13 protein-coding genes and 1 pseudogene are annotated in these 13,089 nt (G+C 50.5%); 9 read left to right on the forward strand and 5 right to left on the reverse strand.

The window, feature by feature from the left end; genetic code table 11:
• Positions 1–10 precede the first annotated feature (10 nt).
• From CGZ75_RS01725 to CGZ75_RS01740, 4 genes are read left to right on the forward strand one after another with little or no spacing between them, the layout of a single operon-like run.
• Positions 11–1,135, forward strand: a complete 1,125-nt coding sequence (locus tag CGZ75_RS01725) for a Gfo/Idh/MocA family protein (RefSeq protein WP_089522572.1) — start codon at positions 11–13, stop codon at positions 1,133–1,135.
• Positions 1,129–1,566, forward strand: coding sequence for an L-fucose mutarotase (gene fucU / locus CGZ75_RS01730; RefSeq protein WP_089522574.1), 438 nt, complete (start codon positions 1,129–1,131; stop codon positions 1,564–1,566). Before CGZ75_RS01725 ends, fucU begins: the two co-directional genes overlap by 7 nt.
• A 24-nt stretch (positions 1,567–1,590) precedes the next feature.
• Positions 1,591–2,364 carry an SDR family NAD(P)-dependent oxidoreductase gene (locus CGZ75_RS01735; RefSeq protein WP_089522576.1) on the forward strand — a complete coding sequence of 258 codons (774 nt, stop codon included), beginning with the start codon at positions 1,591–1,593 and terminating at the stop codon, positions 2,362–2,364.
• 34 nt (positions 2,365–2,398) lie between these two features.
• Positions 2,399–3,325, forward strand: a complete 927-nt coding sequence (locus CGZ75_RS01740; RefSeq protein ID WP_089522577.1) for a fumarylacetoacetate hydrolase family protein — start codon at positions 2,399–2,401, stop codon at positions 3,323–3,325.
• Positions 3,326–3,464: 139 nt separating this feature from the next.
• On the opposite strand, the gene CGZ75_RS01745 is transcribed toward CGZ75_RS01740, so the two are convergent.
• From CGZ75_RS01745 to CGZ75_RS01755, 3 genes are all read right to left on the reverse strand, one after another.
• A complete protein-coding gene (locus tag CGZ75_RS01745) occupies positions 3,465–3,944 on the reverse strand; it encodes a hypothetical protein (RefSeq protein ID WP_089522579.1) in 480 nt (159 codons plus the stop codon).
• 62 nt (positions 3,945–4,006) lie between these two features.
• Positions 4,007–4,486, reverse strand: a complete 480-nt coding sequence (locus tag CGZ75_RS01750) for a hypothetical protein (RefSeq protein ID WP_089522581.1) — start codon at positions 4,484–4,486, stop codon at positions 4,007–4,009.
• Between the two features lie 126 nt (positions 4,487–4,612).
• Positions 4,613–5,080 carry a hypothetical protein gene (locus CGZ75_RS01755; RefSeq protein WP_089522583.1) on the reverse strand — a complete coding sequence of 156 codons (468 nt, stop codon included), beginning with the start codon at positions 5,078–5,080 and terminating at the stop codon, positions 4,613–4,615.
• A gap of 201 nt (positions 5,081–5,281) precedes the next feature.
• Between CGZ75_RS01755 and copZ the strand changes: the two genes are divergently transcribed.
• The 5 genes and pseudogenes from copZ (at position 5,282) to CGZ75_RS01780 (ending at position 9,598) form a co-directional block, all read left to right on the forward strand.
• Positions 5,282–5,482: a copper chaperone CopZ gene (gene copZ / locus CGZ75_RS01760; protein WP_089522585.1), complete on the forward strand. Its 201-nt coding sequence runs from the start codon at positions 5,282–5,284 to the stop codon at positions 5,480–5,482.
• A 160-nt stretch (positions 5,483–5,642) separates the two neighbouring features.
• Positions 5,643–6,965, forward strand: a complete 1,323-nt coding sequence (locus CGZ75_RS01765) for a cell wall-binding repeat-containing protein (protein WP_176444639.1) — start codon at positions 5,643–5,645, stop codon at positions 6,963–6,965.
• A 120-nt stretch (positions 6,966–7,085) separates the two neighbouring features.
• A pseudogene (locus CGZ75_RS01770) lies at positions 7,086–7,547 on the forward strand (transposase); the annotation flags it as partial.
• 387 nt (positions 7,548–7,934) lie between these two features.
• Positions 7,935–8,762 carry a copper amine oxidase N-terminal domain-containing protein gene (locus CGZ75_RS01775; protein ID WP_089522590.1) on the forward strand — a complete coding sequence of 276 codons (828 nt, stop codon included), beginning with the start codon at positions 7,935–7,937 and terminating at the stop codon, positions 8,760–8,762.
• Between the two features lie 185 nt (positions 8,763–8,947).
• Positions 8,948–9,598 carry a hypothetical protein gene (locus CGZ75_RS01780; RefSeq protein WP_089522591.1) on the forward strand — a complete coding sequence of 217 codons (651 nt, stop codon included), beginning with the start codon at positions 8,948–8,950 and terminating at the stop codon, positions 9,596–9,598.
• A gap of 724 nt (positions 9,599–10,322) precedes the next feature.
• Here CGZ75_RS01780 and CGZ75_RS01785 read toward each other — a convergent pair.
• Together CGZ75_RS01785 and CGZ75_RS01790 are read right to left on the reverse strand one after the other, a co-directional pair.
• Entirely contained in the window at positions 10,323–10,952 is a 630-nt protein-coding gene (locus CGZ75_RS01785; RefSeq protein ID WP_089522592.1) for a DUF6199 family natural product biosynthesis protein, read from the reverse strand.
• 137 nt (positions 10,953–11,089) lie between these two features.
• Complete coding sequence (locus tag CGZ75_RS01790) at positions 11,090–13,048, reverse strand: stalk domain-containing protein (protein WP_089522593.1); 1,959 nt, start codon at positions 13,046–13,048, stop codon at positions 11,090–11,092.
• Positions 13,049–13,089 lie beyond the last annotated feature (41 nt).

Genomic DNA, 13,089 nt, shown 5'->3' on the forward strand with positions numbered 1-13,089 from the left:
GGGGAGCAAAATGAAACTAGCAAATCAAGAATGGCTTGACCTAGATTATAGACCGAAGCTTCCCCGTGACCGCAGCATGGGCATCGCAATTATTGGGGCTGGCGAAATTGTCGCAGCCTGTCATCTGCCCGCTTACCTTAAGGGCGGATTGAATGTCATCGGCATTTTTGACTTGGATACGGCGCGGGCGACGAGCCTAGCTGCTGCATTTGGTCTTTCCTGTGTTTATCAGAGTCTGGAGGAGCTGTTTGCGGACCCGGCCGTCAAGGTTGTCGATATTGCCATCCCTGCCAAAGCTCAGCCGGGCATCGCACAGCAGGCGGCACGTGCTGGCAAACATATTCTCTGTCAGAAGCCGCTGGCCGAAAGTTACAAAGAGGCCGTAGCTATCGAGCGCGCCTGCCGCGAGAATGGCGTGAGGGCTGCGGTCAATCAGCAGATGCGCTGGTCGCCGGGTATTCGTGCCAGCCATACCATTATGCAGCGTGGGTGGCTCGGGGAGACGCTTCAAGCGACGGTATCCGTCAATGTCAGGCAGGATTTTGCCAACTGGAGCTGGCTGCGGCAAATGCCTACGCTGGAAGTGATGTACCATAGCATTCATTACCTCGACAGCATCCGTTTCCTGCTTGGCACTCCGGAATATATTTACGCGGACGGAGCGCGTTTCCCTGATCAAGAAACGATTGGGGAAACACGAACGATGCTTCATCTTAAATTCCCAGGTGAAATGCGGGCGCTTGTTCACGATAACCACAACCACATTGCCGGCGAAGAAGATTGGCATGCTACGTTTCGTTTCGAGGGCACGGAGGGCATCATCAAGGGCACGAATGGCTCGCTCTACAACTACCCGGTCGGACGCGAGGACACTCTTCAATTTCATTCTAAGCGGGTCCATCCTGACTACTGGTTCACGCCTTCTCTGCATGGAAAATGGTTCCCCGACGCCTTTCTCGGCACGATGGGTGAGCTGTTATGCGCAATCGAGGAAAACCGGGAGCCGGAAAACAGTGTGACGGACAATCTGGAGACGATGCAGCTCGTGTTTGCGGCTTATCGTTCCATGCGCGAGAATCGCCCTGTTTCTTTACAAGAAATCGCTCAAGAGGAGGAGGAGGTTTCATCATGTTAAAAGGAATACCGCCCATTTTATCACCGGAGCTTCTGGCCGTGCTTCGTTCGATGGGCCATGGAGACGAGCTGGTGCTGGCCGACGGCAATTTTCCTGCAGCATCGATCGCAACTAGGCTGATCCGCGCCGACGGCCATTCCATTCCCGAGCTGCTCGACGCCATTTTGGAGCTGCTTCCCGTCGACGACTATATTGATTCACCTGCGGCCGTCATGGGCGTTGTGCCGGGCGATCCGGTCGTACCGGTCATTTGGGATAAATACCGTGAGCTGCTGAATCATCACGAAGGGCGCGAAGTGCCGATTTCGGAGCTGGAGCGTTTCGCGTTTTACGACCGGGCCCGCAAAGCCTATGCCGTAGTGGCAACAGGCGAATCGGCCCAATACGCAAATTTGATCCTGTCCAAAGGCGTCGTCCGGCCAAAAAACTAGCTGAAGAGCGAAGGGGAGACGAGCATGAGACTGAACAATAAAATAACGCTTATTACCGGAGCCGGCTCCGGCATCGGGCGCTGCACGGCTCTGCGGTTTGCAGCAGAGGGAGCTACTGTTGTCGTAGCCGATCTCAACAAGGAAGCGGCCGACGAAACAGTAGCGCTTCTGACAGAAGCAGGCGGACCAGGTTATGCGATCCGCTGCGACGTCACCGATCCTGGATCGGCGCAAGCGATGGCGTCCGAAGCACTGGACAAGTTCGGACGAATCGATGTGCTGTTCAACAATGCGGGCATCAGCGGCGTAGGCGCGCTTCATGAGCTGGAGCCGGACGCCTGGGACCGTGTGATGAACGTCAACATTCGCGGCACGTTTTTGCCAAGCAAATATGTGCTCCCGTCCATGATGGAGCGCCGCAGCGGCGCCATTATCAATATGTCTTCCTGCATCGCCGAAATCGGGCTTGCCCGCCGGGCATCCTATGCCGCGACTAAGGGAGCCGTTCTGGCGCTTACGAAATCGATGCAAGTGGATTACGCGGAGTATGGCATTCGGGTCAACGCTCTGCTGCCGGGCACGATTTTGACTCCGTTCGTGGAGAAATATTTGCAGGAATCATACAGCGATCCCGAGGAGGCTCTTGCCGGCATCCGCAAGCGGCAGCTGAGCGGTGATCTTGGCCGTCCAGAGGATGTGGCGGAGGGAGCGCTGTTCCTGGCTTCCGATGAGTCGAAGTTTATGATGGGATCGCCGCTTTATATCGATGGCGGCGTCGTTTTTGGCAAAAACGCCTAATACTTTACCGACGGGAAAGGGGATTTGAACAACGATGAAGCTGATTACATTCCGCAAAAACGATGAGTTGGCGCTTGGCGTCAGCACAGAGAAGGGGGTTCTTGATGTTGCGGCTGCTGCCGCGGCGCAAGGGCTGGAGGGTTCGCTTCCGCTGAATATCCATGCGGCAATTGAAGGTGGAGCATCCGCGCTTTCGGCGCTCCGCTCGCTTGCTGAACATGCAGAAGGAACGCTGGAGTTGTGGCAGGAGGAGGATTCCTTACAGCTCGGGCCTTGTGTGACGAACCCGGGCAAAATTATTTGCGTCGGGCTTAACTACCGCAAACATGCGGAAGAAACAAACGCACCGATCCCGAACTACCCGATCCTGTTCAATAAATTTGCGAACACGGTTGCCGCGCAAGGCGACGATATTCCGCTTCCACGCGTCAGCCAGGAGGTGGATTACGAGGCCGAGCTAGTTATCGTCATCGGCCGCGAGGCCAAGTATGTCGGACGCGAGCAGGCGCTGGAGCATGTGTTCGGCTACTGCTGCGTCAACGATCTGTCCGCCCGTGATCTGCAATTGCGGACGCCGCAGTGGCTGCTGGGCAAGTCTTGTGACAAGTTCAGCCCGCTCGGCCCGTATCTTGTCACCTCCGACGAAGTTGGCAATCCGAATGAGCTCGCCATTTCTACTACTGTAAACGGCGAGGTCAGACAATCTTCGAACACGGCAGACATGATTTTCCGCTGTGATGAGATTGTCAGCTATGTTTCCCAGCACATGACCCTGTCGCCGGGAGATATCATCCTCACCGGTACACCAGAAGGCGTTGTGCTCGGCTTGCCGCCGGAGCAGCGGGTGTATTTGCAGCCGGGAGACGTTGTCGAGATCAGCATCGACAAGCTCGGCACGCTGCGCAACCGGATGGTTGCGGAACCGGAGCCGGCTCCGGGCAGCCATGACTGGCGCGCTTAATTGCCCGCGCGTTGGATAACATTTTCCTTTTCATATGCAGAAGTGGTTTTGCTTGCTCTCTCAAAACGTGAAAAAGACAGCCAACAGGCTGTCTTTTTCACGTTTTATTGTTCACAAACAGCTCCGGTGAGATCAATGGTCAACCCGCAGCTGCGACGCCGTTAAACGTTACTGGACCGCTTAGCAGAACATTGTCGGAGAACTGCGGAGTGTCGGAAGTAATGAACAGCGTATAACGAATCTGTCCGGCATTTACTTCATCGGCTGTAGGAAGGTCGGCGCAGTTAATGACGGCAGGAAAACTGACGTCAACTCCAACCAGACCGGGCTGCACGAGCTCTTCATAGATAAATATGCCGGAGCCGAACGTATCCCCACCGTTTTTCTCAATAACTAGGGTTACTCTGGCATTTGCATTTGACTCGTCAAGATTTTCAAAAAAGGTTGCTGTTCCGTTGAGCATTACTTTGACGCTGCCTGCAAGCGGGGTGTTAGCGACGCTCACGGTTTGAAGACCAATATCACCGATTAGCAAAAACTGGGTTTCAAATATCTCTACACTACCGGTGCTAGAGTTCAAGGCTTGGGACAAACGAAGATCGACAAATTGCTCGGCCACTTACTTTCATCTCCTTTCCTCATCATTGAATCGTACATCTCTTTTTAGGAACGTGAACATGGTCAACTATCTGCGGATGCAATGCCATTAAAGGTGGTGGGGCCGTTGAGCAGAATATCGGCTGAAAACTGGGTGGAAGTCGAGGTAATGAACAGCGTATAGCGGATTTGTCCGGCGTTTACTTCATCGGCAGTAGGGAAGTCGGCGCAGCTGACGGACGCGGGAAAAATCGTTTGAACATCGATTGTGCCCGGCTGAACGATTTCTTCATAAATAAGGATGCCGGAGCCAAAAGTGTCACCGCCGTTTTTTTCGATTAGAAGAAAAACCATCGCGTCGGTATTGGGGGCTTCAAGCTCTTGGAAAAAAGTTACGGTTCCGCTAAGCATGACTTTTACGCTAGAAGCGAGAGCTGTGTTTGCAACGGAGATTGTCTGAATACCGATGTCGCCAACTAGCAACTTTACCGTATTGTTTATTTCTAGGCTCAAGTTGGGCCTGTTAGCATTTTGCGATAAACGTAAATCTACAAATTGAGACATGATTTCGCCTCCTCTCTATTCGAAGTATGCTAGCACTATATGCTAGGAGGGACTAAGAAGTGAGCCTGTTTAATAATAGATGTTTTGTGATTTCTATTTGCTGATTGAAGATAGTTTTTCAGTCTATTAGTTGTCTGCCGCAGCAATCCCGTTAAAGGTGGCTGGGCCTACAAGCGTGACCTCTCCCGCTGTAGGGATGGGAGCTGAAATAAAGAGGGTATAACGAATCTGTCCGGCGTTGACCTCAGCGACCGATGGAAAGTCGGCGCAGTTAATTGACGCTGGAAACAGAGTTGTATTTCCGTTTGTTCCGGGCTGAATGAGCTCTGCATAGATGGAAATACCTGAACCGAACGTATCTCCCCCATTTTTCTCAATCACGAGGGATATATTTGTATCCGTATCGTCTTCACTCAGAAATGCTACCGTTCCGCTCAGCATAACTTTAACATTGGCAGCCATAGGGGTATTTGCGACAATGACAGTCTGAAGTCCGATATCCCCAACGAGGATAAACTCGGTGCCAATTGGGACGCTGGCTGTAGGAGCGTTGAGTGCTTGAGACAAACGGAGGTCCAAAAATTGTTGAGACATTTTAGTTCACCTCCTCTGACTATTAGCATATGCTAGATATCAAAAAAGTTGAGCCCGTTAATAGATTGTGAAAGATGGAGTTGCCCCTTAGTGTTCGTTTTCATAAACAAGCAGCCATATCTTGACTAATATACCCCCAGGGGGTATATTGTGGAGAGAAACTTGTCAGGCATTATTTATCTTGAAAGGAGATATGGAGAGATGAAGACGGAAGTGCTGCAAGTAAAAGGAATGTCCTGCGGACATTGCGTCAGCTCCGTTGAGGGAGCTGTGAAGGAAGCGGGCGGAGCGGCAAAGGTCGATCTGGCCGACGGCAAAGTTACGGTTGAGTTTGACGAAGCCAAGCTGTCTCTTCAAACAATTAAGGAAGCGATTGAGGAGCAAGGTTACGACGTCGTGTAAAGCCCATGTCCAGATAATATCGCCGCTAGGAAGTAACAGATAAGCTTGCGGAGAAATCCGGAAGCTTATCTGCATTTCATAGTGAGAGTTAATCTATAGTTATGCTCTTCCTAGCCTATGGGCAGGATGGAGAAAGGCAGAAATTATGGAGGTGCTCGATGTGAATAGAATAAGCGCTGGACATAGGCAGATAGGGATGAGCGCTGGGACTGGAGCTGCAACCAGAGGAAATAGCGGAGTCCAGTTTGCAAAAAATGCGGCCGTTCTACTGCTGTTGTCGGCGGTATGGTTAGGCGGCTGCACCTCGACTCGCGGGGGCGGACATAGCGGTCAAGGCGATCACTCGGCTTTTATGGCGACAGGTTCGGGATCGGGAGAATCCATCGCCACAGGAATTTCATCCGGCATATCGATGCCTTGGATCGCTACGAAGAACACGACTCGCATCAATACTGCAAGCCCAGTGGAAGCAGCGGTGTTGGTGTCTCGCACGCTCTGGCCAGCGCAGAGCAAGGCGAGCCGGCCGGGAGCTGTTATATTGGCCGATCCGACGGACTGGGCGAGTGCAGCTGCGGCCGCGCATCTGATTCATCATCCTCATAATGGGCCGGTACTCTATGTGACGGGTGAGAGTATCCCGAGTGCGACGCTCCAAGAGCTGCAACGGCTGCAGCCGACTGGTGTTAAGGGCAGCGGTGTCCAGGTCATTTTGACAGGTAAGCTGGAGGCTGGTGTAGAGCAAGCGGCAGAGGAATTGGGTTTCAAGACGACGCGTGTTGAAGGCGGCAATGCAGCGGAGCTGGCTGCGGCGGCGGATGCTTATTTCATCCAATCTGCTGGCGAAATCTCTGAAGGCGTCATTATCGGATCATCCGATGAGGAGGCATTTACGATGCCTGCTGCTTATTGGAGCGCTCATATGCCGGAACCGCTGCTTTATGTATCGGGAGATCGCATTCCAATTGCGACTGTGCAGGCGCTCCAGAAGCGCGGGGGCAAGGCTTCTATTTATATCATCGGACCGGAAAAGGCCGTATCGGCCAAGCTGGAGGAGGAACTATCCGCTTACGGCAACGTTACTCGCATCTCGGGTAAGGATGCGTATGAAAATGCAATCGCCTTCGCCAAATTCAAGGACAATTCCACCGGTTTCGGCTGGGGCGTCAACGAACCGGGACGCAATCTGACTTTATCCAATGTGGAGACGCCCCAATTGGCGCTGGCGGGTGCACCCTTCGCCCATCTCGGCAAACATGCTCCGCTAATTTGGACGAGCAAAAACGCGATGCCAGGCTCAGTCATGGAATATGTGATGAGTCTTCAGACCAAATATGAGCAGTCGCCAGCAGATGGACCGTTCAATCATGCCTGGCTGCTAGGCGGCACGGCCCAGCTGACCGAGGCTGCGCAGGGAGAGCTGGATGCGATGTTGGAAATTTCATCGGCGTCAAGCGCATCCGACGGTGGGCATGGGGGACATTAGCTACCTGTAGCTAAGGGAGTAAAAGAAATGGGCCGTCCCTAAGTTATCTTGGGCGTGTATGCAAACTATGAAAAGGCTTAATCGGTGGTAAATTAAGGACATGAAGAGACGAAACCTCAAGGAGGACGTCCTCCCAAGGATCATCGAGCCATGTTGAATGCCATGTTATGGGCAGCTCGGACCGGGGCACCTTGGCGAGATTTGCCAGAATATTATGGTTCCTGGTTCAAGGCTTACAGCCGTTTTCGGCGCTGGCAGAAGTCTGGCGTCTGGGACAAAATCTTAGAGCATGTCTCGATTGAGCCAGACTTCGAACTCGTATTGATCGATACGACTATTGTTCGCGTTCATCAACACGGGTCCGGAGTAAAAGGGGGCAGTATACCCAAGCCATGGATCGATCCGAGGTGGATTAAGCATCAAAATCCATGCCGTTGTAGACGCACTTGGGAATCCGCTTCGATTTTGGCAGACCGAGCCTACGATATCAACCGGATTTTGGATCTGCTGCACCACCAGAAAGCGACTCCAATCATTCCAAGCAAGAAAAATCGCCGAAAGCCACGTCAAGGCGCTTATTAAAGAGGGGAAACCCATATCATATAGAACAGTCTCCTATAAGACTAAAGAGGCTGTTCGCCCTCTAAGCTCTGTTTGTCTACCCTGTTTGCTATTCGGATGGGGCCGTTTCTCGGTTGCTTGGCGAACGCGGTGGTACCAATGTTTGAACCCAACGCAATTGAATTGGTTTTTTTGTTTGTTGGGAATGGGATGAAGTTCTTGTCATTTATGAAATAAAGTTCTTGGCAACCGACTTTGGTGTAGAAGGACAAGAACTTACCGTGGATTCAAGGGAGATGAAGAAGACGAAGTTTCATTAAGGTAACGGGCAGTTTAGCGCAACATTACTTCATAGTTCTCGTCTATAGTATAGTTCGCCAAAATATGAAAAGAAAGGAATATAATATCATGAAAAAGGTCCTCGCAGGAATTTTCGCTGCATTAATTTTATCTATCTCTTCACCTACCTACGCGGCGGCAAATATGCAAATAAAAGTTGAGGGTATTACTATTGCCTCCGATGTGAAGCCCGAAATTAAGCACAATCGTACGATGGTGCCTTTGCGTTTTATCAGTGAAAATTTGGGAGCCAAGGTCAACTGGTCGGGTTCGAAAGTTACGCTCGTAAAAAACGATATGCAGGTCATCTTAAAATTGAAGAACAATACAGCAGTGAAAAATGGTAAACCCGCGCTACTCGATGCAACACCCTATATTAAGAATAATCGTATCATGGTTCCGCTTCGCTTTATTGCAGAAACGTTTAACTGTAGCGTCGAATTCAGAAATTCAACAGTATCTGTTGAACCTGCCCCCTTTGTACTAGACGGCGTGACAGTGAAAGCATTGCAACACGAAGTTTACTATACAATGGGCAGCATAGTAAAACAAATGAATGTGAGTTCCTATAGCGAAGCGATTTATCATATTTTTGAGAACAAAGGAAGTAAGGTGGATGCCCCTGCTAGGTACACTTCGAGCGTTATAGAGCTTAAACCGGGGGACTATTACATGAGTGGACAGTTTGATTTCTTGGATCAAAAAGGGAACAGCATTAAACGATTTAATCTTTATACTTTATCACAGTCCAAGGGCAATCCCGATGTTATGCTATATGATGCGACTGAAAACCAATGGTATTCGTTTACTTATTCAGCAGTTCAATCGATATACCAGTTCATTGATACTGCCGGACAGAACGGTTTTTTGACGACGATCAGTGATACAAATCCATAAGGCAACATTTATTTCTACGCTAACGGGACACGTTAGCGCTTAGAAAACACATCATAGGGCCGCCGCGGGACAATCGCCAAGGATAAAGATTGCCGATCCTGTTGTTATAAGATAATATATGGAGCATTTTCATGAACGGCTGCGGTCCTTCCCGAACTGCTCACAAGTAGATAAGGGGAGATGAAATGCGTAGAAAAGAAGCTCTGTTTTTCGTTCTCATTCTGATCGGTCTGCTGCTCATATCCAACACCCACCTCGGCTATTCTTTCGGAGACAGTATCTTCAAAGCGGTTGGAATACCGCCGTGGACCAATACCGAGTACGATTCGGGACTGCATGTCTCGGTTACTGTCGGGCTGCTTGTCATTGTTGCCGGTTACATCGGTGCGGTGAAGTTTTATCAAGTCCGGTTTCCCAAAATACGGAGCCGGATCATACTGAGCTGTATCGCAGTCGCATTTCTGTTTCCGATCGTGACCGAGAATGCCATGATTCTTCTGAAATATAATTCCGTTTCCGTTTCCTCCGTCGCTTTCTCCAAAAAGAACAGCGAGTGCATCTATCGATCGGAAGAAGCGAATGTGAAAGCGGACTGCACAATTACGCTATTCAACTATGGAAAGGAGAAGGATGTAACGGTTAGGCCTTTTCTGATACGAAGTACAGCCAATGTCGAGTTCGAGCCAATGATGATCATGCTTCCACCTCATCAGAAGGTCGGTGTCGGCACGGTATTTAACGGCAAGCTGCTGGATGGAACAGGCTTCTCCGGCTGGTCGAACGATATTGGCATCGAAATTGAAGTTGATGGCGTGAAGATAATGTGGAGTAGCTAGTGGTGTGGGGAATCGAAGCGGAGGAGCTTGCAGCGACTTGGCTCCTCTTTTTTTATTGAAGTAACGGGCAGTTTAGTGCAGCTAAACAGTGCTAGTCACAAACAAGCAAAAGCTAAATAATTTATTCCAAAAAAAAAGGGTTTCAATGACACGTGCCAAAGGGTTTCCCGGGAAGCACCCGCTGAAAGGCAGGGTAGAAGGACGAACGATCAGGAACTCTATCCGGTAATGCCAGGGAGTCAGTTGAAAAGCTAGCTGACTCACTTGGGAGTCCACTTCGATTTGAGTTGACCGGAGGAGAAGCGCATGATTCCGTCATGGGCTATGATATCTTAGCTTCGCTTCGCTAGATCTATTTCAACAACACATGCCAACGGAACTGAGAGAGCTTATTCCCATCAAATACAGGGTGCGGATGATCCAACGGAACTGAGAAGCGTTATTTAGATCAAAATCATGATGCCACCGTGAAATTCCCTCATATAGCATCTCTCAGTTCCGTTACGCTACGAATCTGCTCCATTTTGCTGAAATAAGGCTTCTCAGTTCCGTTACGCATGGCCGGGCAGTGCAATTTGGGCTATTGGTGCTTTATCATTTTTGCCTCTGAGGTGCTTTGAGTTCGTTCATGAATTAAAGCGGCCTAAATACGAAATGGGACCGTCTCTAGGTCATCCATCGGATGGCTTTTGGGACGGCCCCATTTTTACTATGTTTTCAATTGTTAAACTGGGCTTAATCCGAACGACTTGAAAAACAGATAGACAGAAAACAGCATCATGAAGATACCGCCGATTTTGCAGAGAAAGAAATGAGTGTCATTGGGCTCAGGATTGTCCGTTCCGACCCAGCGCAGTGATAACCAATAGCTAAGATGTTGGAATCGCTCATAGCGGAACTCGCACCATCCGAACACCAACACGAGCAAACCCAGAATGAAGTGAAGCGGCTGACCGCGTCGCTCATGAAGCTCAGGATACGCGGCTTTAATGAGCGCATACGGGGGGAACCGATTCCAAACGGGAAGGCTCGGATCCGGCTGTCCATTTGTATAAGCGGTAACGAATACAAAGTAGAGCTTGCCATTGGAGTCGTAAATTAGTGTTTGATCATTCGTCAACTCAACGCGGAAGCGGATGTCTCCAGGATAATCGATCAGAAAGAGGCGATCGAGCATTTTAGGAGGTTTCCGAATACCTTCCGGCGAATCAACAATCTTCACTTGGATTTTTCCGTCTAGCGTAATAATCCGTTCACTGCCTGAGCCAGATACGACGATAGCGGGACCGAATGTTGATGTATACCGCCGTTGATCGCCGTTTTCCGCCGCTAGCTTGTAGGTATCTTCCTCCATGTAGAACACTTTCTGAGAGAAATAAGAGATGGCGAACAGGCAGAGAGACAGCAGCAGCAGAGCCGCCGCCAGTCCCCAAGCCCACTGTTTAGAACGAGGTGAATGAAGATCGATGATCTCTCAGCCCTCCTCAGCTATTAGCCCTTTAGTGCAGGCATCGGTTGGAACACCATCGTAATTGGCAGGAAACTGCCGGATGCGATCATATACACAAACTCAACCGTTTCTTGAGTGTCGCCAGAGCGGTGGAGCACGCCGCCTTCGTTCTGGTCTTTCAGTTGGTCATTATTCGTGACCGATACAAGCTGGCCGTTCACGAGGAATGCTCCGCCATAAAGGCCGCCACGCGGATTCAGATAGACAACAGTGCGCGGCGCAAGCGTTACACGCATTTTGTACAGCACGCCAAAGTTGCCGCGGTTCAGCTGTAGGGAGCCATCGGAGCTATCGTAACCGTCAAGGTAAGGATCCTGCACATTATCACCAAGCACGACTTGCTCCGCTTTCTCGCCGCGCACGCCATCGATCAGAATATCACGATTCGTATTATTGAATGAGCCGCGGGCATGCGTGCCATCCGATGGCATAAGCGACAGAGATTCAATCTCTTTAAGTGGATCCTTGCCCTCGGCGACTACGACAACTCGGATACGCAGATTCTGGTTGGAGGACACATCGGCATAAGCAGAGTAGACCAGTCCCGGCTTAATCGGCGTCGTAGAGATTTCAGGCAGTACAAGCTGGGTTGCTCCTGGTTTGATGTCCGTGAACGTCTCTGGAACATCGTTGTTGAGTGCTGTTAAATAACGGGTCGTAGACAGCTTGCCGGTACGGATCTCGGAGGCATCCGGGCCGCCAGTGCCGGTCGCTTTGACGCCGAAACGCGCCGTCTGATAACCTTCATTGGTGACAGCGAGATACATTTTTACATTGTAACCGAGTGTGTTTTTATTATGGAACAGTAACCGTACCTTGCCTTCGAACTGATCGTCAAAAGCGATGCCCTCAGAGGTCCACAGCTCGGGGCTGTTACTGCGAAACATTTTGAACGGCTCGGATGAAAATTCATAAGAGAGCTTGGGAACATCTTTAACATGAGCGCCGTCTACCCGGATTTTTTCACCTACTGGTGCAAACAACAGGCCGAACTCTTCCGCAGAATAAAGCTCCTCATCCGTAATCGTAATCGTTTTGCTGACCGTCGAGGTCAACCCTTGATCGTCGGTTACGGTCATCGTAATCGTCTTGTCACCCGACTCAAAAAAGGCTTGTTGACGCCCGTTCCACTTCGTTTTGGCCGCTACGATGGCATTGTTGTCATCCGTGCTCAGCTCCGTATACACAATCTGTTCTCCCTGACGGTAAATGGTTTTATCCGTTGTGAAATCCGCTACAGGAGGCTGGTTCGGCGCTGCTACCACTTGAACAGTGACGCTGAAAGGCTCGCTCCATATCCCTGAGCTATCCTGCACGCGGCGCGAGATCGTATACGAACCGGGCTCGGTGAATACATCCTGCTTTCCGGTCCACTCCTCGTTCAATAGCGGCAATCCCGCTGGTGAATTGTACAGATCGATATACTGCACTGGATCTCCAGCGGTGATGATGGACGGCTGTACTTGGAAGTTCGCTTCAGGTTGGTCTGCCCAACTCAGCATGATGGATTTGCCGGAGAAGCTAATCGAGCTCATGCTTACCTTGGCCCAGGTACGGACTGGAATCATTAGCGAGCCCTTTTGAGAAAAGCTGGCCGCTTCTCCGGTCCATTTAACGCCGTCCACCCAGATGTCCTTAGTATTCATGCGGAAGCGAATTTCGCCGGATGGCGTTTTGGCAATCGATTCCTTCTTTTTGGTATCATAGGAGGTTTTGTAACCGTACAGCTGTGCCAATGTGCTGAATGCAACATAACTCACATTATTCTTGATTGTCATGGGCTGCACAGAAGTAATAGTCATACCGTCTTTTACCATTAAATTGCTGCCTTTGGTCAGAGTTACCAATTGATTGCCGGCATCGGCGCTGGCCGTTCCAGCGATGCCATACAGTGGCGCTGCTGCCAGACTGAGCAGGGTCAAGCTCTTCAACAGTTTCATATGCGTCTCCTTTTATTGCGAACGTAATTCGTCCGGTATTC

Source organism: Paenibacillus herberti (assembly GCF_002233675.1).
Lineage (GTDB): Bacteria > Bacillota > Bacilli > Paenibacillales > Paenibacillaceae > Paenibacillus_O > Paenibacillus_O herberti.